Source organism: Streptomyces sp. NPDC041970 (assembly GCF_055588985.1).
Window position 1 is genome coordinate 71,072 of sequence record NZ_JBVJCD010000020.1, and the last position, 22,016, is coordinate 93,087.

Below are 22,016 nucleotides of genomic sequence, written 5' to 3' on the forward strand. Positions count from 1 at the left end.
GCCGAGGGGCCGGAGTGTCCAGATGAGACCCCGTTTCCCGCATGGGCGGCGTCACACGGAGGGCGCGGCGTGCGCCTCCTCGGCGGGCGGATCGCACCTGCCGTGCTTCTGAGCGCGGATCAGGTCGCGGTACCAGGCGTAGGAGCGCTTCGGGGTACGCGCGAGCGTGTCGTAGTCGATGTGGACGAGGCCGAACCGCTGGGAGGCCCCTTCCGTCCACTCGATGTTGTCGGTGAGCGACCAGGTGAAGTAGCCGCGCACGTCCACTCCGGCGTCCATCGCCGCGCGCAGGGCGGTGAGGTGGCTCTCCAGGTAGGCGATCCGCCGGTCGTCGGCGTGCGGTTCGTCCAGGGCGCAGCCGTTCTCGGTGATGTGGAGCGGGGGGAGGCGGTCGCCGTAGCGGTCGCGGAGGGCGGTGAGGATCTCGGTCAGCCCCTCGGGGACGACCGGTCGGCCGAGGCCGGTCCTCTCGTACCCCTCGATCTCGCGTATGCCGAAGGGGAGGGCGTCGGGCATCGTGAAGCCGGAGAAGGTCTCCAGGGCGTCCGGGGCGGGGGCTCCGACGAGCGTCGGGTTGTAGTAGTTCACGCCGTACCAGTCGAGCGGCGTGGAGATGGTCCTCAGGTCGTCGGCGACCGGGCCGGGCATCAGGGCGGCGAGGCCCTCGTCCGGGTAGCGGCCGGTGAGGATCGGGTCCGCGAACAGCCAGTTGGTGAGCGTGTCGTACAACCGCGCGGCCTGCTGGTCCCCGTCCGTCTCCCCGGCCGTCCAGACCGGGGCGTGCGAGAGGGCGGCGCCGATGTTGTCCGCGCCGGCCGCCCGCAGCGCGCGGACGGCCAGGCCGTGGGCGAGGAGCTGGTGGTGGGCGGCGGGCAGGGCGTCGAAGAGGAGGGCGCGGCCGGGGGCGTGCGCGCCGAGGGCGTAGCCGAGCAGCGTGACCTCGGCGGGCTCGTTGATCGTGATCCACAGGGGGACGCGGTCGGCGAGGCGTTCGGCGACGATGCCCGCGTACTCGGCGAAGCGGTGGGCGGTGTCCCGGTGGAGCCAGCCCCCGGCCTCCTCCAGCGGGAGCGGGGTGTCCCAGTGGTAGAGGGTCGGGACGGGGGCGATGCCGTGGGCGCACAGCTCGTCGACGAGCCGGTCGTAGAAGTCGAGCCCGTCGGCGTTGACGGCTCCGCTGCCGCCGGGCACCACGCGGGGCCAACTGACGGAGAAGCGGAAGGCGTCGGCCCCGAGGCCGGCGAGGAGGGCGACGTCCTCGCGGTAGCGGGCGTGGAACCCGGTGCCCCGCGTGGTGTCGGCGCCGTCCTTGATGCGGCCCGGCTGCGCGGCGAAGGCGTCCCAGCCGGAGGGGCCCTTGCCGTCGGCGTCCACCGCCCCCTCGGTCTGGAACGCGGAGGCGGAGGCTCCCCAGAGGAAGCCGGGCGGGAACATCGGCACGGTCATGGCGGCCTCCAGCAGGCGTACGTCGGGCGGAACCTGTACGGATGGGCAGAGCCTGTATGACCAGAACCCCGCCGGGCAATGATCAGGAGCAGACCTTATGCGCCGGGCGCCGGCTCGCTCCAGTGGTCCGGCACCGCGGGTGCGACGTCCGCCGGCCCTGGGGAGCCCGCCCGAGGGCGCGTGACGACGCGGCGACCTGTCCAGGGACGAGGAGTGGCGGATGCAGTTCGAGGTGTGGGCCCCCGAGGCGGACTCGGTCGAGCTGGAGGCGGCGGGCGTGCGCCGCGCGATGGAGCGCGATCCGGCGCGGGAGGGGTGGTGGCGCGCCGAGGCAGCGGCGGCGGACGGGGACGCCTACGGCTTCCGGCTGGACGGCGGGCCGCTGCTGCCCGACCCGCGGTCACGGCGCCAACCGGACGGCCCGGACGGCCCGAGCGCGGTCGTCGACCAGGACGCGTACGCCTGGCGCCACGCGTGGGCGGGGCGGCGGCTGAACCGGGCGGTCCTGTACGAGCTGCACGTGGGGACGTACACCCGCGAGGGGACCTTCGACGCGGCGGCGGCCCGGTTGGGCCATCTGGCCGAGCTGGGCGTCACCCATGTGTCGCTGATGCCGGTCTGCCCCTTTCCGGGCGTGCACGGCTGGGGGTACGAGGGCGTCTGCCTGTGGGCGGTGCACGAGCCGTACGGCGGGCCGGAGGGGCTGAAGCGCTTCGTGGACGCGGCGCACGGGCTGGGGCTCGGGGTGGTCCTGGACGTGGTCCACAACCACCTGGGCCCCTCCGGCAACCATCTGCCCGCCTTCGGCCCGTACTTCACCGACACCCACCACACCCCGTGGGGCGCGGCGGTCAACCTGGACGCGCCGGGCTCGGACGAGGTGCGGGCCTTCCTGCTGGGCAGCGCGCTGGCCTGGCTGCGCGACTACCGGCTCGACGGGCTGCGCCTGGACGCGGTGCACGCGCTCGCCGACACGCGGGCGCTCACCTTCCTGGAGGAGCTGTCGGCGGCGGTCGACGCGCTGGCCCTGGAGCTGGGCCGCCCGCTGGCGCTGATCGCCGAGTCCGACCTGTGCGACCCGCGCACCACCACCCCGCGCGAGGCGGGCGGCCTGGGGCTGCACGCGCAGTGGAACGACGACTTCCACCACGCCCTGCACACCGCGCTGACCGGCGAGTCCCAGGGCTACTACGCCGACTTCGCCCGCGCCCCGCTCGCCGCCCTCGCCAAGACGGTGACGTCCGCCTTCTTCCACGACGGGACCTACTCCTCCTTCCGGGGGCGCACCCACGGCCGCCCGGTCGACGTGACGCGCAGCCCGGCGCACCGCTTCGTCGGCTACGCCCAGACCCACGACCAGATCGGCAACCGGGCCCTCGGCGACCGGCTCGCCGCCTCCCTCTCCCCCGGACTCCGGGCGTGCGCCGCCGCGCTCGTGCTGACGGGGCCGTTCACCCCGATGCTGTTCATGGGCGAGGAGTGGGGGGCGCGCACGCCGTGGCAGTTCTTCACCGACCACACGGACCCGGAGCTGGCTCGGGCCGTACGCGAGGGCAGACGGCGGGAGTTCGGCGCGCACGGCTGGGCGGAGGAGGAGATCCCCGACCCGCAGGACCCGGCGACCCGCGACCGCTCCTGCCTCGACTGGGACGAGCCGGAGCGCGGACCGCACGCCAGGCTGCTCGCCTGGTACCGCGAACTGATCGCGCTGCGCCGCGCGTTGCCGGACCTGCACGACCCCGACCTGGCCTCGGTGAAGACCGCGTTCGACGAGGACGCCCGCTGGCTGGCGTACCGCCGGGGCGACATCCGGGTCGCGGTGAACCTGGCGGACGCCCCGGCCGCGATCCCGCTCGGCTCCGGCCGCCACCGCACGGGCGGCGGCCGGGTGCTGGCCGCGTGGGAGCCGGTCCGGCCGCCGGGGGCCACCGGGGTGCTGCACCTGCCGCCCGAGTCGTGCGCGGTGCTGGCCGACGACTGAGCGCGCGAAGGGTGCTACGCGACGACGGCCAGTTCGCGGGAGGTGGTGTTGAGCCGGCGTCCGCCGTCCTCGGTGACGGCCACGATGTCCTCGATCCGGACGCCGAAGCGGCCCGGCAGGTAGACGCCCGGCTCCACGGAGAAGCACATTCCGGGGACGAGCGGCTGCTCCTCGCCCTCGATCATGTACGGCGGCTCGTGGGTGGTGACGCCGATGCCGTGGCCGGTGCGGTGGATGAACCGGTCCCCGTAGCCGAACTCGGTGATCACCGCGCGGGCCGCCCGGTCGATCTCCTGGCAGGCGACGCCCGGCCGGACGGCGGCGCACCCCGCCTGCTGGGCCTCGCGGACGATGTCGTGGACGCGCTGCTCCTCGGCGGTGGGCTCGCCGACGTGGACCGTACGGGAGGTGTCGGAGCCGTACCCGTGCTTCAGGCCGCCGAAGTCGAGGACGACCATGTCGCCGCGCTCGATGGTGCGCTCGCCCGCCTCGTGGTGCGGGTTCGCCCCGTTGGGACCGGAGCCGACGACGGTGAAGTCCACCTGGGAGTGGCCGAACTCGCGCAGCAGCGCCGCGAGGTCGGCCGCCACGTCGACCTCGCGGCGGCCGGAGAACCGCACGCGCAGGATCTCCTCGTACACGGCGTCGGCGGCGGCCCCGGCGGCGGTGAGCCGTTCCAGCTCGGCCGCGTCCTTGACGGCGCGCAGCATCGGCAGCGCCTCGGTGAGCGCGGTGTAGGAGGCGCCCGGCAACTCCCGCTGGAGGCCGAGGAGGTGCATCGCCCACGCGTTGTCGCTGACGCCGAAGCGGCCTCGGGGGTCCAGCAGCGGGGCGGCCACCGCGTACGGGTCCCGGCCGTCGGTCCAGTCCCGCAGGGTCAGGGCGGGCGCTCCGGTGGCGGCCGCCGCGTCGGGGGCCTCCAGGGTCGGGACGACCAGGACCGGGTCGTGGCCGGCCCGCAGCACGAGGAGCGTGAGGCGTTCGGTGCTCACGGGCCGGTAGCCGGTGAGGTGGACGAGGTCGGGGCCCGGCGCGACGATCACCCCGGCGAGCCCGGCCTCGGCCGCGGAGGCGGCGGCCCGCTCCATCCGGGCCCGGTAGTCCTCGACGGTGAAGGGCACGGGCGGGGCGGGCTGCTGGGCGGACGGGCTCGGGCTGGACATCAGGACCTCCTGGCGGCGGGACGGCTCACCGCATCCTGCCCGTACGCCGGGGCGCGCGCGACCGGTTACGGGCGCGGACCGCGCGGCGCGCCCCCTCCGGGCGGCCCCGGCCGGAGGGCGGCGTGCCGCGTCGGGAGCGGCTCGGACGGGCGGGACCGGGCGTCCGCGCGTGCGGCCGATGTGCGCCGCCTCGGCCTCGGCCGGCGCGTGCGCCTCACACGGCGGTCGGCGGCGGGTCCTCCTGCGCCGACAGGCGGACGACCAGGTCGGCGCGGTCCCGGCCGCTCAGCACCAGGCGGGCGTTCGCCTCGTCGGAACGCTCCACCCACGCCCGCGCGCGGCCGCGGCTCTTGCCGAACCGGACATGGCGCTCGACGAGCCGGCGGCGACGGACCTCCGGGTCGAGGTCCAGGAACCACACCTCGTCCAGCAGCCCGCGCACCGGCGCCCAGGGCCCGTCGTCGAGCAGCAGGTAGTTGCCCTCCGCCACGACGAGCGGCACGTCGGGCGGGACGGGCAGCGCCCCGGCGACCGGCTCCTCCAGGGCCCGGTCGAAGACGGGGGCGTAGACCGGGTGCTCCGGGTCCGGGTCGCGCAGCCGCCGCAGCAGGGCGGCGAACCCGGCCGCGTCGAAGGTGTCCGGGGCGCCCTTGCGGTCCGCGCGGCCGAGGCGGTCCAGCTCGGCGGCGGCCAGGTGGAAGCCGTCCATCGGGACCAGGGCGGCGCGTCCGTCCAGCACGGCGACCAGGCGCCGCGCCAGGGTGGACTTGCCGACTCCGGGCGGGCCCGCGATGCCGAGGACGCGGCGGGGGCCGGAGTCGGCGAGCGCGCGGGCCCGGTCCGCCAGCGCGGCGAGACGGCCGTCGCCCGAGCCGTCGAGGAAGTCCATGCGGGGCATTGTGCGGTGGCGGCGGGCCCGAACGGTAGTGTTACGTATAACTCCCCGCGTCGGCGCACCGCCGACGCCGCCTCCAGCGGAAGGACCGCCGCCGTGTCCCACATCGCCCTGGTCACCCTGGTCGTCCGCGACTACGACGAGGCCGTCGCCTTCTACCGCGACGCGCTCGGCTTCCATCTGGTGGAGGACGCCGACCGGGGCGACGGGTCGCGCTGGGTGGTGGTGCGCCCGCGCGGCGCGGCGCCCGGCACCGGCCTGCTGCTGGCCCGCGCCGCCGGCCCGGAGCAGGGCGCCTCCGTCGGGGCGCAGACCGGCGGGCGGGTCGGCTTCTTCCTCCACACGGAGGACTTCGCGGCGGACCACGCCCGGATGCGCGCGGCCGGGGTGCGCTTCCTGGAGGAGCCCCGCCACGAGGTGTACGGCACGGTCGCGGTCTTCGAGGACCTGTACGGCAACCGCTGGGACCTGCTGCAACCCGCGTGACGCCGGGCCGGGACCGCGCACGGGCCGCGAGGCCGCAGGACCGCGGGGCTGACGGGACCGCGGGGCCGCGGAGCCGGGCACGCGGCCCTACGGCCCCGTCAGCCCCGCCTCCCGTACGGCGACCGCCTCCATCGCGTCCAGCACGGGCCGGATCAGCGGGTGGCCCTCGGCCCCCTGCCGTACGGCCGCGAAGACCCGCCGGGTCGGGGCGCTGCCCTCCACCGGGCGGACGACCACGCCGGTCAGTTCCATGCCGCGCAACGCGGACCTCGGGACCAGGGCCACCCCGGCGTCCGCCCCGGCCAGCGCGACCACGGCCCGGAAGTCGTCCGAGGAGTGTTCGAGGCTGGGCGCGAATCCGGCGAACTCGCAGGCCAGGACCACCACGTCATGGCAGGGGTTGCCCGGATAGGGGCCGATCCACGGGTCCTTGGCGAGGTCGGCGACGGCCACCTGCTCCTGACCGGCGAGCCGGTGGCCCACCGGCAGCACCGCGTCGAACGGCTCCGAGTACAGCGGGACGCGGGTCAGCCGCCGGTCGTCCTCGGCCGGCGCCCCCCGGTACTCGACGGCCACCGCCACGTCGACCTGCCGGTCCAGCACCATCGGCACGCTCGCGTCGCCCTCGGCGTCCTGCACCCTGACCCGGATGCCGGGGGCGGTCCGGGCCAGCTCGGCGAGGGCGGGGGCCAGGACGAGGCCGATGCCGGTGGCGAACGCGGCGACCGTGACCGTCCCGGCGACGCCCGCACTGTACTCGGCCAGCTCCGCCTCGGCCCGCTCCAACTGGGCGAGCACCAGGTTGGTGTGGCTCAGCAGGATCTCCCCGGCCGCGGTGAGCCGGGCGCCGCGGGCGCCGCGTTCGACGAGGCGGTGGCCGGTCTCCTGCTCCAGGGCGGCGAGCTGCTGGGAGACCGCGGAGGGTGTCAGGTACAACGCGGCGGCGGCCGCGGTCACGGTGCGGTGGTCGGCCACCGCACGCAGGATTCGCAGCCGCCGCGCATCGATCATGAGCCCATTGTCCCAGGTCGCGGCGGTCCGTCCGCCCTGGTGACCGGTTACGCCCCCAGGGCGGCCCGCGCGTCGACGAACGCGTCCACGGCGCGGTTCACGTCGGCGGTGGAGTGCGCGGCGGAGAGCTGGACCCGGATGCGGGCCGCGCCCTGCGGGACGACCGGGTAGGAGAACCCGATCACGTACACCCCCCGCTCCAGCAGCAGCTCCGCCATCCGGCCCGCCTCCGCCGCGTCCCCGATCATCACGGGGGCGATGGCGTGGTCGCCGGGCAGGACGTCGAAGCCCTCCTCGGTCATCCGGGAGCGGAAGAGCGCGGTGTTGGCGTTGAGCCGGTCGCGCAGGTCGCCGGCCGACTCCAGCAGGTCGAGGACCTTGAGGGAGGCGGCGGCGATGACCGGGGCGAGGGAGTTGGAGAAGAGGTACGGGCGCGAGCGCTGGCGCAGCAGGGCGACGATCTCGGCGCGGGCCGCGACGTAGCCGCCCGACGCCCCGCCCAGCGCCTTGCCGAGGGTGCCGGTGATGATGTCCACCCGGTCCATGACCCCGTGCAGCTCGGGCGTGCCGCGCCCGCCGGGGCCGACGAAGCCGACGGCGTGCGAGTCGTCGACCATGACCATGGCGTCGTAGCGGTCGGCGAGGTCGCAGATCTCCTGGAGCGGCGCGACGTACCCGTCCATGGAGAAGACGCCGTCGGTGACGACGAGGCGGCGCCGGGCCCCGGACGCCTCCTTGAGCTGCCGTTCCAGGTCGGCCATGTCGCGGTTGGCGTAGCGCAGGCGCTGCGCCTTGGAGAGCCGGATGCCGTCGATGATGGAGGCGTGGTTGAGGGCGTCGGAGATGACCGCGTCCTCGGCGCCGAGCAGGGTCTCGAAGACGCCGCCGTTGGCGTCGAAGCAGGAGGAGTAGAGGATCGTGTCCTCCTGGCCGAGGAAGGCCGCAAGGCGCTGCTCCAGCTCCTTGTGCACCTCCTGGGTGCCGCAGATGAAGCGGACCGAGGCCAGCCCGTAGCCCCAGCGGTCCAGCGCCTCGTGGGCGGCGGCGACGACCTCGGGGTGGTCGGCGAGGCCCAAATAGTTGTTGGCGCAGAAGTTGAGCACCTCGCCGGCGCGCCCGCCGGAGGTGACGGCCACGGTCGCGGACTGCGGGGTGCCGATCACGCGCTCGGGCTTGTGCAGCCCGGCCGCCCGGATCTCGTCGAGGGTGGTGCGCAGGTCGTCGCGTACGGAGTCGAACATGCGGGTTCCTTAGGGGGTGCGGTCGGGAGGTCAGGCGGTCCAGTCGAGGATGACCTTGCCGCCGAGGCCGCTCGCGGCGTCGTCGAAGGCCGCCTCGAAGTCGCCGTATCCGTACCGGCCGGTGATCACGGGGGCGAGGTCGAGGCCGCCCTCCAGCAGGACGGACATGGCGTACCAGGTCTCGTACATCTCACGGCCGTAGATCCCCTTGACGGTGATCATCGAGGTGACGACGCGGGACCAGTCGACGGCGAACTCCTCGGCGGGCAGGCCGAGCATCGCGATCCGGCCGCCGTGCGTCATGTTCGCCAGCATCTCGCGCATCGCCTCGGGGCGGCCGGACATCTCCAGGCCGACGTCGAAGCCCTCGCGGAGGCCGAGTTCCCGCTGCCCGTCCGCGATGGTGCGCTCCGCGACGTTCAGGGCGAGGCTCGCCCCGACCTTGCGGGCGAGCGCGAGGCGGGGCTCGCTGACGTCGGTGACGACGACGTTGCGGGCCCCGGCGTGCTTGGCGACGGCGGCGGCCATGATGCCGATCGGGCCGGCGCCGGTGATCAGGACGTCCTCGCCGACCAGCGGGAAGGAGAGGGCGGTGTGCACGGCGTTGCCGAACGGGTCGAAGATCGCCGCGATGTCGAGGTCCACGGGGACCCGGTGCACCCACACGTTGGAGGCGGGCAGCGCCACGTACTCCGCGAACGCCCCGTCCCGCCCGACGCCGAGGCCGACCGTGGAGCGGCACAGGTGGCGGCGGCCGGCGAGGCAGTTGCGGCACTTGCCGCAGACGAGGTGGCCCTCGCCGCTGACCAGGTCGCCCACGGCGATGTCGACGACGTCGGAGCCGATCGCGGCGACCTCCCCGACGAACTCGTGGCCGAGGATCAGCGGGGTGGTGACCGCCTGCCGCGCCCAGCCGTCGTAGGCCCGGATGTGCAGGTCGGTGCCGCAGATCCCGGTGCGCAGGACCTTGATCAGGACGTCGGTGGAGCCGTACTCCGGCTCGGGGACGTCCATCAGCCACAGTCCGGGTTCGGCCTTCTGCTTGACGAGTGCCTTCACGGCTGCGGCTCCTGGCGTGGTGCGCGGTGGGGGACGCCCCGGTCGCGGCGGCACGGCGCAGCGGCCCCGCGGCGGGGTGTTCATCGGTGGTGCGGCGGGACGGGACGGAGCACGCCCTGCGGCTCCACGCACCGTCCCCGGCCGTCACGGAGCAATCTGCCGTACGGCGGGGCCCCGGTCCATCGAGGATTTCTTAAGCGCGGCCGCAGGAGCGCTTCACACCTGGCCGTGGCTTCACCCTCCGCTTCCCGGACCGCCCGGCTCCGGGCCCCAGGAGCCGTCAGAGCCGGTCGTACGGGCCGAGGAAGCGGGGCCGGCCGCTCTCGACCCGGTAGAGGAAGACCGCGCCCTCCGAGCGCACCCGCCGGGTGGCCGGGTGGAAGGCGAGGCGGCGCACGATCCCCCGGTGCTCGGTCCGCACGAGGCGCTGGGCGATGCCGCCGCGCACCCCGTCCGAGGCGCTGGTGGCCCCGGCGGCGCGGGCGATCAGGCCGACCGCGTCGTACGCCTCGGCGGCCCAGGTGGCGGGCGGTACGCCGTAGCGCTCGCGGTGGGCGGCGGTGAACGCGCGCGCCGACCGGAGCGCCGCGGGATCGGCGTACGCTTCGGCGAAGACCCAGCCCTCGGCGGCCGCGCCCGCTCCGGTGAGGAAGGCGGGCCCGAGGGCGGGTCCGGCGGCGAGGCGGGTGCCGGTGAACCCCTCGGCGGCCAGGGCGGCGGCCAGGCGGGCGGCCCGCGCGGCGTCGCCGCCCGCGTGGACGACGGCGTCCGCCCCGCCGCGTACGGCTGTCCGGGCCGCCGCGCCGGCGTCGGCGTCGCCGCGGCCGAGGGCGTGCTCGACGAGGGCGGCGCCGGCGGGCGCGGCTTCGCGGAAGGCGCTGCCGATCTCCGCGCCCAGCCCGGAGTCGGCCGTGTCCTCGACGAGGAGGATGCGCTCGGCCGGGCGGGTGCGGACGAGGTGACCGAGGAGGCCGGGGGCGAGCATCCGGTCGAGGGGGCGCGTCACGCAGAGGTGGAGGCCGGCGTCGGAGGCGGTGGTCGAGCCGGCCGCGACGACGACTGCGGTGAGCCGCGCCCTGTCGTACCGCTCGACGACCTCGCCGCGCAGCACCCCGCCGGTCGGCCCGAGGACGGCGACGACCTCGGGGTCGGCCCCCAGCCGGTCGGCCGCCCGGAGCGCCCGCCGCGGGTCCCCGGCGTCGTCCTCGGTGCGCAGGGCGAGCCGGAAGCCCTCGCCCGTACGGGAGTTGTGGTCGGCGACCGCGAGGTGCGCGCCGCGCCGGTGCGCCAGGCCGGTGGCCCGGCCGGGCCCGCTGAGGTCGGCGTGGAGCCCGATCGTGTACGTGGGCGGCTTCCCCGAGCCCGCCGGGTCGCCGGATCCGGCGCGTCGCGGCCACCCGGTCAGCCACGCCGCGGCGGAGCCGCCCGCCAGGAGGGCCGCCGCCCCCGCCCCGGTGGTCAGGAGCCGCCGGCGGGAGGGGCCGGACCTCGCCGGGCCCGGCGCCGGTGCGGGGGTGGCGGGGAGCGGCTCGGGGTCCGGCAGGGCGAGGGCCGCGGCGGAACGCGCGGCGACCAGCGCGGGGAGCGCCGGCGGCACGGCCCAGGCGGCGGGGGGCCCGGACCCGCGCCCGCCCCAGGCCGCGCGCGGGTCCTCCGGGGGTCGGGGCCCCGGCGGGCCTCCCCCGGTCTCCCGCGGCCCCAGCGCGTCGCTGAGGCGGCTCGCGGTGGGCCGGGCGGCCGGGTCCTTGGCCAGGCAGGCGGTGACGAGGGGCGCCAACGCGGGCTCCAGGCCCGCCAGGTCCGGCTCCTCGTGGACCGTGCGGAACAGGGCGCCCGCCCCGCCGCCCTCCCCGAACGGCCGCCGCCCCGTCGCCGCGTACACCAGGACGCAGCCGAGCGAGAAGACGTCGCACGCCGGTCCGACCGGCCCGGCCGACGCCTGCTCGGGGGCGAGGTAGCCGGGCGTGCCGATCACCGCGTCCGGGGCGGTCAGCGCGGTGGCCCCCTCGTGGCGGGCGATCCCGAAGTCGATGAGGCGGGGGCCGTCGAGGGCGAGGAGCACGTTGCCGGGCTTCACGTCGCGGTGGATCAGCCCGGCCTCGTGCGCGTCGGCCAGGGCCGCCGCGAGCCGGCTGCCGAGCGCCCGCACGGTCGACGTCGGCAACGGGCCTCCGGCGGCGACCACCTCGCCCAGGTCGGGGGCGGGGACGAAGGCGGTGGCCAGCCACGGCTCGCGGGCGTCCGTGTCCGCGCCGAGCAGGGGGACGACCCAGGGGCCGGCGATCCGGGCGGCGGCCTGCGCCTCGCGGCGGAAACGGACCCGGAAGCCGGGGTCGGCGGCGTGCTCGGCGCGGATCACCTTGACGGCGGCGAGCGCCCCGTCCGCCGAACGCCCCAGGTAGACCACGCCCATGCCGCCCGCGCCGAGCCGGGCGAGCGTGCGGTACGGGCCGACGGCGCGGGGGTCCCCGGCGGTGAGGGGGCGCACGTCAGGTCGCCGGCTCCGGGGCCGGTCCGAGGTAGCGGAACCGTCCGCGCTCCACCCGGTACAGGTGGGCGTCCCGGCCCACGAGTTGCTGCCGATCCCCGTCGAACGCGTAGGCGCGGGAGACGCCTTGGTAGCGGGAGGCTGCGATCGCGGCGGTGAGGGCGGACCGGCTGGGGCGGCCGTCGCCGGTGGGGGTGGGGCCCGGTGTCCCCGGCCGCACCGACCGGTCGGCCAGGGCGGCCAGTTCGCGGGCGGCGAGCCCCGCCGCGTCGTACGCCTCGGCGGCCCAGGCGGCGGGCGGTGCGCCGAACCGCTTGCGGTGGGCGGCGGCGAACGCGGTGGCCGCGGGAGCGCTCGCGTCGGTGAACGGCGTGACGAACTCCCAGCCCTCGGCGGCCTTCCCCGCGCGCTCCAGGAACTCCGGCCCCATGACCGTGTGCTGGGCCAGGCGCGGCCCCTCGAAGGAGGCGGCGGCCAGCGCGCGGGCGGCGCGGGCGGCCCCGGCCGCGTCCCCGGCGTAGAAGAGGGCGTCGCAGCGGTGGGCGACGAAGTCCTCGATCACCGGAACGAGTTCGGTCGTCCCGGCGGGGATCACGCGGGGGTGGGTCGTGCCGGTGGTGAGGGTGGGCGTCATCAGGTTCGCCGCGTAGCCCGCCTGGTACGCGGCCTGGCCGCCGGACCGGTCGATCAGGACGCCCAGCCGCTCCACGTCGGGGCGCAGCAGGAGGCGGTGGACGACGGGGACGGCGAGGGCGGCGTAGGAGGGGGCCGCCTGGAAGAGGGAGCCGTTGGCGCGGGCCGGGAAGGCGATCTGCAGGGCCGACACCGTCAGGACCGGCAGGGACGCCTCGTCGTAGGCGGGCAGCGCCGCCCCGGTGGCCGCGTCGCCGGTGGGACCGATGACCGCGACGACCTCCGGGTCGCGGGCGAACTCCTCGGCGACGCGGACGGACCGGGCGGTGTCCCCCCGGTCGTCGAGGACCTTCACGGCGAGCCGGAAGGGCTGTTCCGCAGCGGAGTTGAAGCGGTCGACGGCGAGCCGCACCCCGCGCTCCTGCGCGCGCCCGGCCGCCGCTCCGGGCCCCGTCAGGTCGGCGTGCACGCCGATGATCCGGCGGCTGCCGCCGGGGGCGCCGTCCGCCCGGCCGCCGCCGGGCGCGCCCCGGCCCAGTCGCACGGCGGCGAACGCCCCGGCGGCGAGGGCAGCCGCCCCGCCCCCCGCGAGGAGCAGGACGCGCCGCCGGCCGGGGGCGGGGCCCGGTGGGCCGGGGTCCTCGATGGCGGTCGCGTCGATGCCGGGCAGCGCCAGCAGGGCGGTGGACCGGTCCGCGATCGTCCGGACGACGTCCTCGGGCAGCCAGTCCCCGCCGGCCCCGGCGGAGACGTCCTCGCCGACCAGCAGGGGCAGTTCGGCGGCGGTCGGGCGCGCGCCGGGGTCCTTGGCGAGGCAGCGTTCCAGCAGGGCGCGGAGTGCGGCGTCGCCGACGCCGCCGAGGTCGGGGGCGTCGTGCACGGTCCGGTAGAGCAGGGCGTCGACCGCGCCGCTGCCGAAGGGCGGGCGGCCGGTGGCGGCGTACGCGAGGAGGCAGCCGAGCGAGAACACGTCCCCCGGCGGCCCGGCGGCCTCGCCGGAGGCCTGCTCGGGCGGGAGGAAGCCCGGAGTGCCGACGACGAGCCCGGTGGAAGTGAGGGCGGTGGCGTCGGCGGCGCGGGCGATCCCGAAGTCGATCAGCCGGGGCCCGTCGGCGGTCAGCAGGACGTTGCCCGGCTTGACGTCGCGGTGCACGAGTCCGGCGGCGTGCACCGCGTCCAGGGCGCGGGAGAGCAGCCCGCCGAGGACGGCGACACTGCGCACGGGCAGCGGCCCGCGCTGGACGATCACCTCCGAGAGCGTCGGCCCGGAGACGAACTCCGTGGCCAGCCAAGGCTGTTCCGCCTCGGTGTCGGCTCCGGTGACGGACGCGGCCCAGGGGCTGTCGACCCTGCGGGCGGCCTCCACCTCGCGGCGGAAGCGGGTGCGGAAGTCCGCGTCCCCGGCGTACTCGGGCAGTATGACCTTGATGGCGGCGAGCGCTCCGGCGTCGGTGCGGCCGAGGTAGACGACGCCCATGCCTCCCGCGCCGAGGCGGCCCAGGAGGCGGTGCCCGCCGATCCGGGCGGGGTCCGCAGGTCGCAGGTCGTCCATCGCCCGTCCTCAGCTCTGCTTCTCGACGGCGGCTTCGAGCCGGGCGAGCATGGCTCCCTGCGCCTCGGCGACCAGGGCGTCGATCTCCCGCTCGGTGCGGCCCTTCGCACCCTTGCCGGTCACCGCGACGGTGAACTGGAGGAGCTGGGCCTGCTGCCAGGCGTAGTGGTGCGGCCCGCCCAGTTCGGCGCTCCGGTACTCCCCGACCTCGCTGAGGGAGTCCTCGGAGCCGCCCTGCCGGGCCTCGCCGCCCAAGAGCGCGGCGGCGACCATGGAGCCGATCAGCTCGCCCGCGCGCAGTTGCTGGGTGGGGCAGCGCATGGTCTCCTCGATCGACTCCGCCATCTCCCATGCCGCGTCCTCGCGGGTGCGGTGGACGGTGACGACGGCGGCGAGTCGCAGCGGCCCCTTCCCGGCCGCGGCGGGAACCTCGAAGGACCGGATGAGCGTGGCCAGGACGCCGCGGGGCGGTGTGCGCTGCCGCCAGACGCAGTCCGCCCCGAGCACCGGCCAGGTCGCCGGGCCGCTCTCGTACGGGCTTCGCCTGACCACGCCGGGTCCGAAGCTGTCGGGTCCGGCGATGACGCGGCCGATGAGGTCGAGCGCCGCCGCCCGGTCCTTCGGGAGCCGAGCGGGGTCGGGGCGGAACGCGTCCGCCGCCTCCGCCGACGCCGCGGGGCTCTGGTCGGGCCCCGTGCCGTTCGGCGCTCCGGGGCTGCCGGAACCCGTCGAGCACGCGGTGAGCAGGATCGGCAGGAGCACCAGCGCCAGGCCGGATCGGACTCCGCGTAACGGCACCTGACAGGCCACGGCCCTCCCCGATTCTCCTCGACGCCGCGTCGATCATAGGTTTGCCCGGCGCTGCCCGTGGGCCCCGGCCGATGGACTGTTACGCCGTCGATACACGCGGTCACCGCCGCCGGGCCCCGTCGCGCGCCGGTACGCGCGTACGGGGCCGTCCCCGGCCCGGTTGGCGGAGTGGGTGGTGACGACCGCCGGTACGCGCGTACGGGGCCGTCCCCGACCGGCGGCCCGCCCCCCACCGAGACCGGACCGCCGGTCGGGCGGCGAGGAGGCCCCGCGGACCTTGGTAACGTCGCCCCCGCGGCTGCGGACTCCTCCCCCGACCCGGCCGTGCGGGGTGGCGCGGGGACCGGGCGCGGCAGGACGAAGAGGGCCGGCAGATGAGCCTTGAACAGGTGCACTACACCTCCGCGCCGGGGGACGGGGGAGCGCAGGGCCGGTTCACGGCGGTGGGCCCCGGAGTGTCGGGGGCGCTGCTGGCGGAGATCGAGCCGCTGCTCCGGTACGAGCTGCCCGAGGGCGCCCCCGCCCGGCCGGACGACGGCGAACTGCGGTCGCTCCCCCAGGCGTTCACCTACACCGTGCTGTCCGACGGCAGTCGGCTGGTGGCACGGTCGGCCCCGGTGCGAGGCGCGGGGGCGGGCGTCGGCTTCCACGCGCACGCCGTGCACCTGCCCTTCGGCGTCCCGCTGCCGGGCGACCGGCTGCCGGTCGAGGCGTGGCGGTCGCCGCACTGGGCGTCCTCGACGCCCGGCGGCACGGCGCCCGACCCGCTCGCGCCGCCGCCGGGCGCGGCGCCGGTGTCGGAGGGCCTGGAGGACTTCGCCGTCTCGCGCGGCCCGTGGCTCGCGGCCGTCCTGTCCGATCTGCGCCGCGCCGCAGGGGCCGAACAGCCCGGCGGGCGGCCGGTGGTGCTGGTGGAGCGGCGGAGCGCGGACGTGGCGCGGTGGCTGGGGCTCGCGGCCGTCGCCCTGCCCGCGGAGAGCGCCGAGCGGTTGACGTTCTCCACGTACACCCGGCGGCCGGAGCGCTCGCACCTGCGGGTCGTGGGGGTGCTGCCCGAGGACGCGGCGGCGGCGCGGGCCGCGGGGCTGCGGGTGCACGAGTGCGCGGGGCGGGCCGCGGCGGACGGCACGCAGGACGTGTGGGCGTCGACGGCGGCCCGCGTCTGGCGGAGCCGGGCGCCGGAGCTGTTCCGGGAGGCCCGCGACCTGCCCGGCGAGCCGTTCGCGGCGGGCCCGTTGGCCGTGGCGGCCCTGTGCGCGGGCATCGCCCTCGGCCCCGACGAGCGTGCGGCGGCGGCCGGTTGGGCGGCGGACCGGCCCTACGCGCTGGACGCGAAGCGGACCGGGCAGTTGGTGGAGGCGCTGACCTCGCCCGGCATCGACGACCGCACCGCGCCCGAATTCGACGCGGTGGGACGGCTGTTCGGAGCGCTGGAGGGCCGGTGCGCGGCTTCGGTCACCGCCCCGCTCGCCGCGATGCTCGTCACGGAGGCGGTCCGGGGCGGCAACGGGTCGCTGGAGCTGCCGCGCAGGGACGCGTTCTCGGGACCGGAGGGCGCGGCGGTCGCCGAGGCGCTGCGACCGGAGATCCTGGCCGAGCTGGGCGACCCGGCCGGGGCCCGCCCGGTGGCGCGGACCGTGCAACTGCTGCGGGTGGCCCGACTGCTGGGCGTGGACGTCGGCACATCGCTGCCGGGCACGGTGGACCGGCTGGCCTCGACGCTGCTGGCGGAGGGCGCGCCCGCGCCGCCGGAGGGATCGGAGCGCGGGCGGGTACCGGCGGGGCACGGGGGCACGGGCGCCGCCCGGTCGCCGGAGTCGGAGGCGCCGGCTTTCGCGCCGGCGCTGCTGGAGCTGCTGGACGAGCAGTTCGACGTGCGGACGGCGTTGCTCGGTGCGCTGGACCGGAGCGCGCCGCGGGACCCCGCAGCGGTGGCCCGGTTCTTGGAACGGGTCGCGCTGCCGTTCACGGGCACGCAGGCGCTGCCGCACCTGCGGATGTGCGCGGAGATGCCGACGGCGATGGCCACCCTGGGCGGTGACCGGACGGCCGTGTGGCACCGGGTGCTGCGGGCGGCCGGGGTGTCCCCCTTCGCGGAGCCCCTGGTGCTGCGGACGGCCGTGGGCCTGGTCTGGGAGGACCGGGCCCCGACCCTGGAGGAGGCCCGGCTGCTGCTGGAGGCGGCCACCTCCGACGCGCACCGGACGGCCGGTACGTGGGCGCGCCTGGTCGACGCGGCGCTCGGCGCTCCGACGGCCGGGGCGGACGAGGCGGCGGCGCTCGCCCATGACCTGCTGTGCGCCTTCCCCCAGGAGATCGGCGGACGGCAGCGGGCCGGTCTGCTGTTGCTGGAACTGGTACGCGAGTTGCGCACGGGCGCCCCGGAACCGGGCTGGGCGGAGCGGGTCCGTACGCTGTGCGCGCAGGCGGAACCGGTCGAACCCGCCCTGCGGGAACGGGCGTTCGCGGCCCTGGTCGAACGGCTGCTGGCCCCGGACCGTCCGGGCGCGGAGCTGTACGCCTTCGTCCACGGCGACGACGCCGAGCTGATCGCCGCCTACGACCGCGCGGCTCGCACGGAGGCGGTGCGCACCCGGCTGAGCACCCGACCCGCCTACGCGGCGGACTGCTTCACCGTCTGGACCGCCCATCCCCACGCGGGCCGCGCCTGGCCTCCGGTGGCCGCGGCCCTCCTCGACGACATCCTGCGCCCCGCCGTACGCGGCATGTCCGCCGAGGCGGTCGCGGAGGTCGAGGAGACGGTGGGCCGCATCGGCAGCAGCGGCCGCGCCGACGCGTTCCGCACCTGGAGCCGCCCCAACCCCCTGGGCCGCCTGGGCCGCCGCATCGCGGGGCGGGTGCGGCGGGGATGACCGGGAGGGCGGGGCGCGGGGCCCGTACACGGCGTCGGGCGGCCGCACCGCGCCAGGCCGTCACCGCGCGACCCCCGCGGCCGGCCGGTCCCCCGGACGGCGCGAAGGGGCGCCGGGCTGAGCATCGGGGCCGGTTCCCGGACGGCTACGCGCCACCGGCCGGGCCGGTGGACGTCCACCGGGCGACGAGGCGGGCGGCCACGGCCTGCGGCCGCTGACCCAGCGGGTCGAGACCGAAGTGACGCACCAGCTCGTCGCGCGGGCACGCGGCGATCTCGGCCTGCCCGGCGCCGGAACGGAGCTGCCGGACCAGGGGAGAAATCATGCAGTCGTACGCGTCCGGCACTTCGTCGGCGACGCCGACCGGGTCCCACTCGTTGAGCGGGCGGCGCAGGCCCTCGTGCGTGGAGGTGTTCCACACGGCCATCGCCCGAGAGTCGCACGGCGGTCCAACCGCTGCCGACCCGGCGCGGCCGCGCGGGGAGCGCCGCCACCTCATCGCAGGTCAGGTCATGCGCGCGGGAGGCGCCGCGCACCGGCCGAACCAGTGCGCGATCCGCACGGGGACAGCGCCCCCTCGTCGGGCCCCTCGCACGGCGCTCCGGTTCCGACGCGGATGCCCGAGGGGGCCGAACGCGACGCTCCGGCAAGGCCGTTCGCCGGTGACCGGAAAGCGCATACGCCCATGGCGACCGTCCGCGCTCCCGATAGGCTGACGCCCGGCGATGAACCAGGCTCGCCGATCTCCGACCAGCCGTCCACGGGGGAAACGTGCTGACCTACGACGACGTGGTGCACGCACCCGTCGCCAAGCTCAAGACAGCGGCCGACGACTGGACGGCGATGGTCGCCAAGTTGGCGAAGCTCGCCGGAGACGCCCGGACCGGCATGAAGGCCAAGGCCGGAAAGGCCGAGTGGGAAGGCGTCAACGCCGGTGTGACCAAAGCCTTCATCGGGAAGACCGCGGCGGAGTTCGAGGACGCGGTCGCCCAGGCCCGCGGCATCGCCTCCCTCCTGGCGGACGCCCACACCTCCTTCCTGCACGCCAAGAAGACGCTGGTCGCCATGCGGGACGAGGAGGCTCCCGCGGCCGGTGTGGTGATCAGCGCCGCCGGCCGGGTCTCGCCCCGGCATGACCTGGAGGGCGACGCGGCCGCACGCCGGGACCCCGACTACGCGGAGGCCCTGCACAAGCAGAAGGCGGCCGTCATCGCGTGGCAGCGGAGGATCGACCGGGTCGTCGAGGACTGCTCCGACGCCGACGAGTCCTTGAAGCTCGCCCTGGAAGCCGCCGTCAGGAGCAAGCACGACTTCGGCCGGCCCACGTACAGGACGCTCGACGCGGAGCAGGCGGGCCGGGCCGCGGAGCTGCTGAGAAGCGTCACGGGAGAGGGCGGCACGGCGCGCAATGCCGCCGCGCTGCGGCGGCTCGAAGAGCTCATCGACGACAACCGCCGCGATCCCGAGTTCGCCACCGCCTTCTACCGCACCCTGGGCGCGGACGGGGCGCTGGAGGCGTACACCCGCCTGTCCCTGGACGCCACGTCCCTCGGCCCGGCCGGGCAGGACCGCGTCGCCATGGTGCGCGACATCCAGAGCGACATGGGCGCGCTGCTCGGCCTGGCCACGACGGCGTCGGTGCCGCACCACCTGGACGGCGCCTGGACCTCGCAGTTGCTGAAGGCGGGCCGCCAGGAGGTCGACGTCTCGGGGTTCGCGGGCGTCGGCGCCAACGTGTACGGCTACCAGGCCCTGGGCGCGTTGCTGCGGGAGGGCGTCTACGACCGGACGTTCCTCACGAACGTCGGCCGGGACATGGTCGCCCTGGACCGGGAGGACCCCGGCATCTGGTCCCGGAATCTGCCCTACGACCCGAACATGGCGATCAACCTGGGCGCGGAGGGCGGAAGGGGCTTCAACCCGGTCACCGGGCTCATGGAGGCGATGAGCCGACACCCCGGTGCGGCAGCCGAGTTCTTCAACGAGAAATTGCGGGAGGACACCAACGACGACGGCGTCGTCACGCTGCTGGACGTGGAGAGCACGGGGAAGGACGCCCGCAGCGTGGTCGACCATCTGCTCGACAAGAAGCCCGCGGACGACTGGTACGACACCACGGCCACCAGCGGCTCCACGCTCGGCCAGACGGCTCTGGGCAACGCCCTGGAGGCAGCGGTCACGGGGCGCGTCCCCGGCGACGACGACGCACCGCCGGTGCGCCACTCCGCGGACATGAGCGGCGTCATGGAGAAGATCGTCGAGAAGATCGGCACGAACCCGGAGCTGGTGTCGGCCAAGGCCGGCGACCCGCCGGGCCCGCTGAGCGGCCTGGCCCCGCAGTTCGGCGACATGGCGGCGGAGTACATGCCGGACCTCCAGGCGACCGCCGAGAACGCGGCCGGTCAGATCAAGCCGTTCGGCGTGCCGGCCGAGTTCGAGAAGCACCTGATGGCGAGGTTCCTCGGAGCGGTCGGCCAGGACCCCGATGCCTACGGGGCCATCAGCCACGCGCAGCAGGCCTACACGACGGCGCTCGTGAGCGATGCGTTCCGCCGTCCCGAGCTCCACGCGGACATGGGCGAGGCGATCCGCAACGCCGTCCATCCCGGCGGGGAGATCGCGGGAATGATGGCGGAGGCCAGGGCGCACGCGGTGATCGAACTGAAGACACACGCGAACGACGAGTACAACGAGGGCGTCGTGAACAACGCGAAGTGGACGAACCGCATCATCGATCTCGTCGGAGCGAGGTACTTGGAGATGGTGCCCGTGGGCGGCGACGCCATCGGCTGGGTGCAGGAGGACATCACCGAAGCGGTCGTGAAAAATTCGATCAAGGAAGGTCTGGACGATTCCGTGATCGCATCCGGAAACGGTTACGCGAGAGCGGAGGAAGCAGCCAAGTCGGCAGCCGTCGCCGCGGTCGTCAACGCCGGAAAGGCGACCGGCCTGGCACCCGCGCATTACACCGTCTATCAAGGGGCTGCGTCCACGGCCACCGGGGACGCCTTCACCATCGGCCACACCATGTCCGAGAAAAACCGCCCCTGAGGGAGCAACCAGTCATGCGCCGCACCGGAAGACTCGCCGTCGCCGTCTCCCTCTCACTGGCACTCGCCGCAGCCACGGCCGGCTGCGGCGACAAGGAGACGAAAACAACCCCGGAGCTTCCCGAGGAATTCTGCTGGAACGCGTTCGACCGTAAGGAGGTACAGCCCTTCCTGCCCGCCGGAGAAAGGCTGAGCCAGGATGTTGACGCCTTCCGTTTTCCAGGGCGGAAGCGATTTGTGAGCTGCCTCATCCATGTCAATGGAAACAGCGCTTTCGCCGCCCTCGCAAGCTTCGAGGAAAGCAAGATCTCCATGGACTGGAGTTCACTGGACCAATTGAAGCCGGAACCGCTCCGCATCGGAGAGAAGAGCATCGTCTGGAACACCGGGGCGCGCACCTACTTCCCTTGCAGGACTCCAGCCGTGTCCGGACCGCCGACCGCGGAGAACCTTCAGCTCGACGTCTTCCTCAGCCCCGCCCGCGTGAAGAATCACCGCAAGACCCTCCCCAAGCTCCTCGAACAGTTCACCGCCTTCGCCAAGCGGGAACTCCGGTGCGCGTGACGCCTCCCCCGGATCCGCCCCCGCCCCGGCGCCCGGTCCCCGCGCGGTCTCCGGACGGGTACCGTGAAGAGGTACTGACGGATTGACTCATGGGCCTCCTGGCGGGCTGCGTGAACCCAGGAGGAGCAGCATGACGACCAACCGTGGACGCAAGGACGTCATCCGCGACCGGATGGCGGCTACCGGCGAGTCGTACAACGTCGCCGCCCGTCACCTCAAGGCGATGAAGGACATGGGCGCGACCCGCGAGGCCGTCCTCGTGCAGCGCTGGACGCCCGCCGAAAGCTTCGACGTGCCGTGCCCGTGCGGCGGGACCTGTGAGCCCGGCGAGACCTGCGACCGCTGCCACGCCCGGCACCGGCACGTGAAGCGCTATCCGGGCTCCACCACCGAGGTCGAGGTCTGGGCCGACCGCTACGCGTGCACCGGCTGCTCGTCCTCGTACACGCTGACCGTCCGCCTGGCCGGCCGGCCCTGGGGCGTCGCCGAGACGGTGGTGCGGGGCGGGTCGGCGCAGGAGGTCGTGCGGGCGACGGTGTTCCCCGGCGTCATCCACCCGCTGCTGCGCTCCGAGGCGTCCGAGGGCGACGACGCCGCGTAACCGCCCGGCCCGCGCGCTCGGCGCGCCCCCGCGGCCGCCCGCCCCCGTACGGCGGTGGGGGGGGGGGGGGGGGGGGGGGGGGGGGGGGGGGGGGGGGGGGGGGGGGGGAGGGGGGCGGAGGGGGGGGGGGGGGGGGGAGGGGAGAGGAGGGGGGGGAGGGTTG

Annotated in this window: 16 protein-coding genes; 6 read left to right on the forward strand and 10 right to left on the reverse strand. The window is 75.7% G+C overall.

Going from position 1 to position 22,016, the window contains the following annotated elements:
• Positions 1–51: 51 nt before the first annotated feature.
• A complete protein-coding gene (locus ACZ6EJ_RS13195) occupies positions 52–1,446 on the reverse strand; it encodes a GH1 family beta-glucosidase (RefSeq protein WP_469266899.1) in 1,395 nt (464 codons plus the stop codon).
• Positions 1,447–1,666: 220 nt separating this feature from the next.
• On the opposite strand from ACZ6EJ_RS13195, the gene treZ reads away from it, so the two are divergent.
• Positions 1,667–3,427 (forward strand): malto-oligosyltrehalose trehalohydrolase, encoded by a 1,761-nt coding sequence (gene treZ, locus ACZ6EJ_RS13200; RefSeq protein ID WP_469266900.1) that lies wholly within the window; start codon positions 1,667–1,669, stop codon positions 3,425–3,427.
• Positions 3,428–3,441: 14 nt separating this feature from the next.
• Here the strand turns inward: treZ and ACZ6EJ_RS13205 are convergent, their stop codons facing one another.
• Entirely contained in the window at positions 3,442–4,590 is a 1,149-nt protein-coding gene (locus ACZ6EJ_RS13205; RefSeq protein WP_469266902.1) for a M24 family metallopeptidase, read from the reverse strand.
• 214 nt (positions 4,591–4,804) lie between these two features.
• Positions 4,805–5,479 carry a nucleoside/nucleotide kinase family protein gene (locus ACZ6EJ_RS13210; protein WP_469266903.1) on the reverse strand — a complete coding sequence of 225 codons (675 nt, stop codon included), beginning with the start codon at positions 5,477–5,479 and terminating at the stop codon, positions 4,805–4,807.
• Between the two features lie 102 nt (positions 5,480–5,581).
• Between ACZ6EJ_RS13210 and ACZ6EJ_RS13215 the strand changes: the two genes are divergently transcribed.
• Positions 5,582–5,971, forward strand: coding sequence for a VOC family protein (locus ACZ6EJ_RS13215; protein WP_469266905.1), 390 nt, complete (start codon positions 5,582–5,584; stop codon positions 5,969–5,971).
• Positions 5,972–6,058: 87 nt separating this feature from the next.
• Here the strand turns inward: ACZ6EJ_RS13215 and ACZ6EJ_RS13220 are convergent, their stop codons facing one another.
• The 6 genes from ACZ6EJ_RS13220 to ACZ6EJ_RS13245 all read right to left on the reverse strand — a co-directional run bounded on the left by ACZ6EJ_RS13220 (position 6,059) and on the right by ACZ6EJ_RS13245 (position 14,765).
• On the reverse strand, positions 6,059–6,982 hold the full coding sequence (locus ACZ6EJ_RS13220) for a LysR family transcriptional regulator (protein ID WP_469266906.1): 924 nt from the start codon (positions 6,980–6,982) through the stop codon (positions 6,059–6,061).
• Positions 6,983–7,029: 47 nt separating this feature from the next.
• Complete coding sequence (locus tag ACZ6EJ_RS13225) at positions 7,030–8,223, reverse strand: glycine C-acetyltransferase (protein ID WP_469266908.1); 1,194 nt, start codon at positions 8,221–8,223, stop codon at positions 7,030–7,032.
• 30 nt (positions 8,224–8,253) lie between these two features.
• Positions 8,254–9,282, reverse strand: coding sequence for an L-threonine 3-dehydrogenase (gene tdh, locus ACZ6EJ_RS13230; protein WP_469266909.1), 1,029 nt, complete (start codon positions 9,280–9,282; stop codon positions 8,254–8,256).
• A gap of 280 nt (positions 9,283–9,562) precedes the next feature.
• Positions 9,563–11,770: a bifunctional serine/threonine-protein kinase/ABC transporter substrate-binding protein gene (locus tag ACZ6EJ_RS13235; protein ID WP_469266911.1), complete on the reverse strand. Its 2,208-nt coding sequence runs from the start codon at positions 11,768–11,770 to the stop codon at positions 9,563–9,565.
• A 1-nt stretch (position 11,771) separates the two neighbouring features.
• Complete coding sequence (locus tag ACZ6EJ_RS13240) at positions 11,772–13,955, reverse strand: bifunctional serine/threonine-protein kinase/ABC transporter substrate-binding protein (protein WP_469266913.1); 2,184 nt, start codon at positions 13,953–13,955, stop codon at positions 11,772–11,774.
• A 9-nt stretch (positions 13,956–13,964) separates the two neighbouring features.
• Positions 13,965–14,765 carry a hypothetical protein gene (locus ACZ6EJ_RS13245; RefSeq protein ID WP_469266914.1) on the reverse strand — a complete coding sequence of 267 codons (801 nt, stop codon included), beginning with the start codon at positions 14,763–14,765 and terminating at the stop codon, positions 13,965–13,967.
• Between the two features lie 374 nt (positions 14,766–15,139).
• Here ACZ6EJ_RS13245 and ACZ6EJ_RS13250 point away from each other — a divergent pair, with 374 nt between their 5' ends.
• Positions 15,140–17,638 (forward strand): GTPase-associated protein 1-related protein, encoded by a 2,499-nt coding sequence (locus ACZ6EJ_RS13250; protein ID WP_469266916.1) that lies wholly within the window; start codon positions 15,140–15,142, stop codon positions 17,636–17,638.
• Positions 17,639–17,783: 145 nt separating this feature from the next.
• Here the strand turns inward: ACZ6EJ_RS13250 and ACZ6EJ_RS13255 are convergent, their stop codons facing one another.
• Entirely contained in the window at positions 17,784–18,065 is a 282-nt protein-coding gene (locus ACZ6EJ_RS13255; RefSeq protein ID WP_469266917.1) for a hypothetical protein, read from the reverse strand.
• 344 nt (positions 18,066–18,409) lie between these two features.
• On the opposite strand from ACZ6EJ_RS13255, the gene ACZ6EJ_RS13260 reads away from it, so the two are divergent.
• The 3 genes from ACZ6EJ_RS13260 (at position 18,410) to ACZ6EJ_RS13270 (ending at position 21,853) form a co-directional block, all read left to right on the forward strand.
• Positions 18,410–20,689, forward strand: a complete 2,280-nt coding sequence (locus ACZ6EJ_RS13260) for a DUF6571 family protein (RefSeq protein ID WP_469266918.1) — start codon at positions 18,410–18,412, stop codon at positions 20,687–20,689.
• A 14-nt stretch (positions 20,690–20,703) separates the two neighbouring features.
• On the forward strand, positions 20,704–21,252 hold the full coding sequence (locus tag ACZ6EJ_RS13265; protein ID WP_469266919.1) for a hypothetical protein: 549 nt from the start codon (positions 20,704–20,706) through the stop codon (positions 21,250–21,252).
• Between the two features lie 130 nt (positions 21,253–21,382).
• Positions 21,383–21,853, forward strand: coding sequence for a hypothetical protein (locus ACZ6EJ_RS13270; RefSeq protein WP_469266920.1), 471 nt, complete (start codon positions 21,383–21,385; stop codon positions 21,851–21,853).
• The last annotated feature ends 163 nt before the right edge of the window (positions 21,854–22,016 follow it).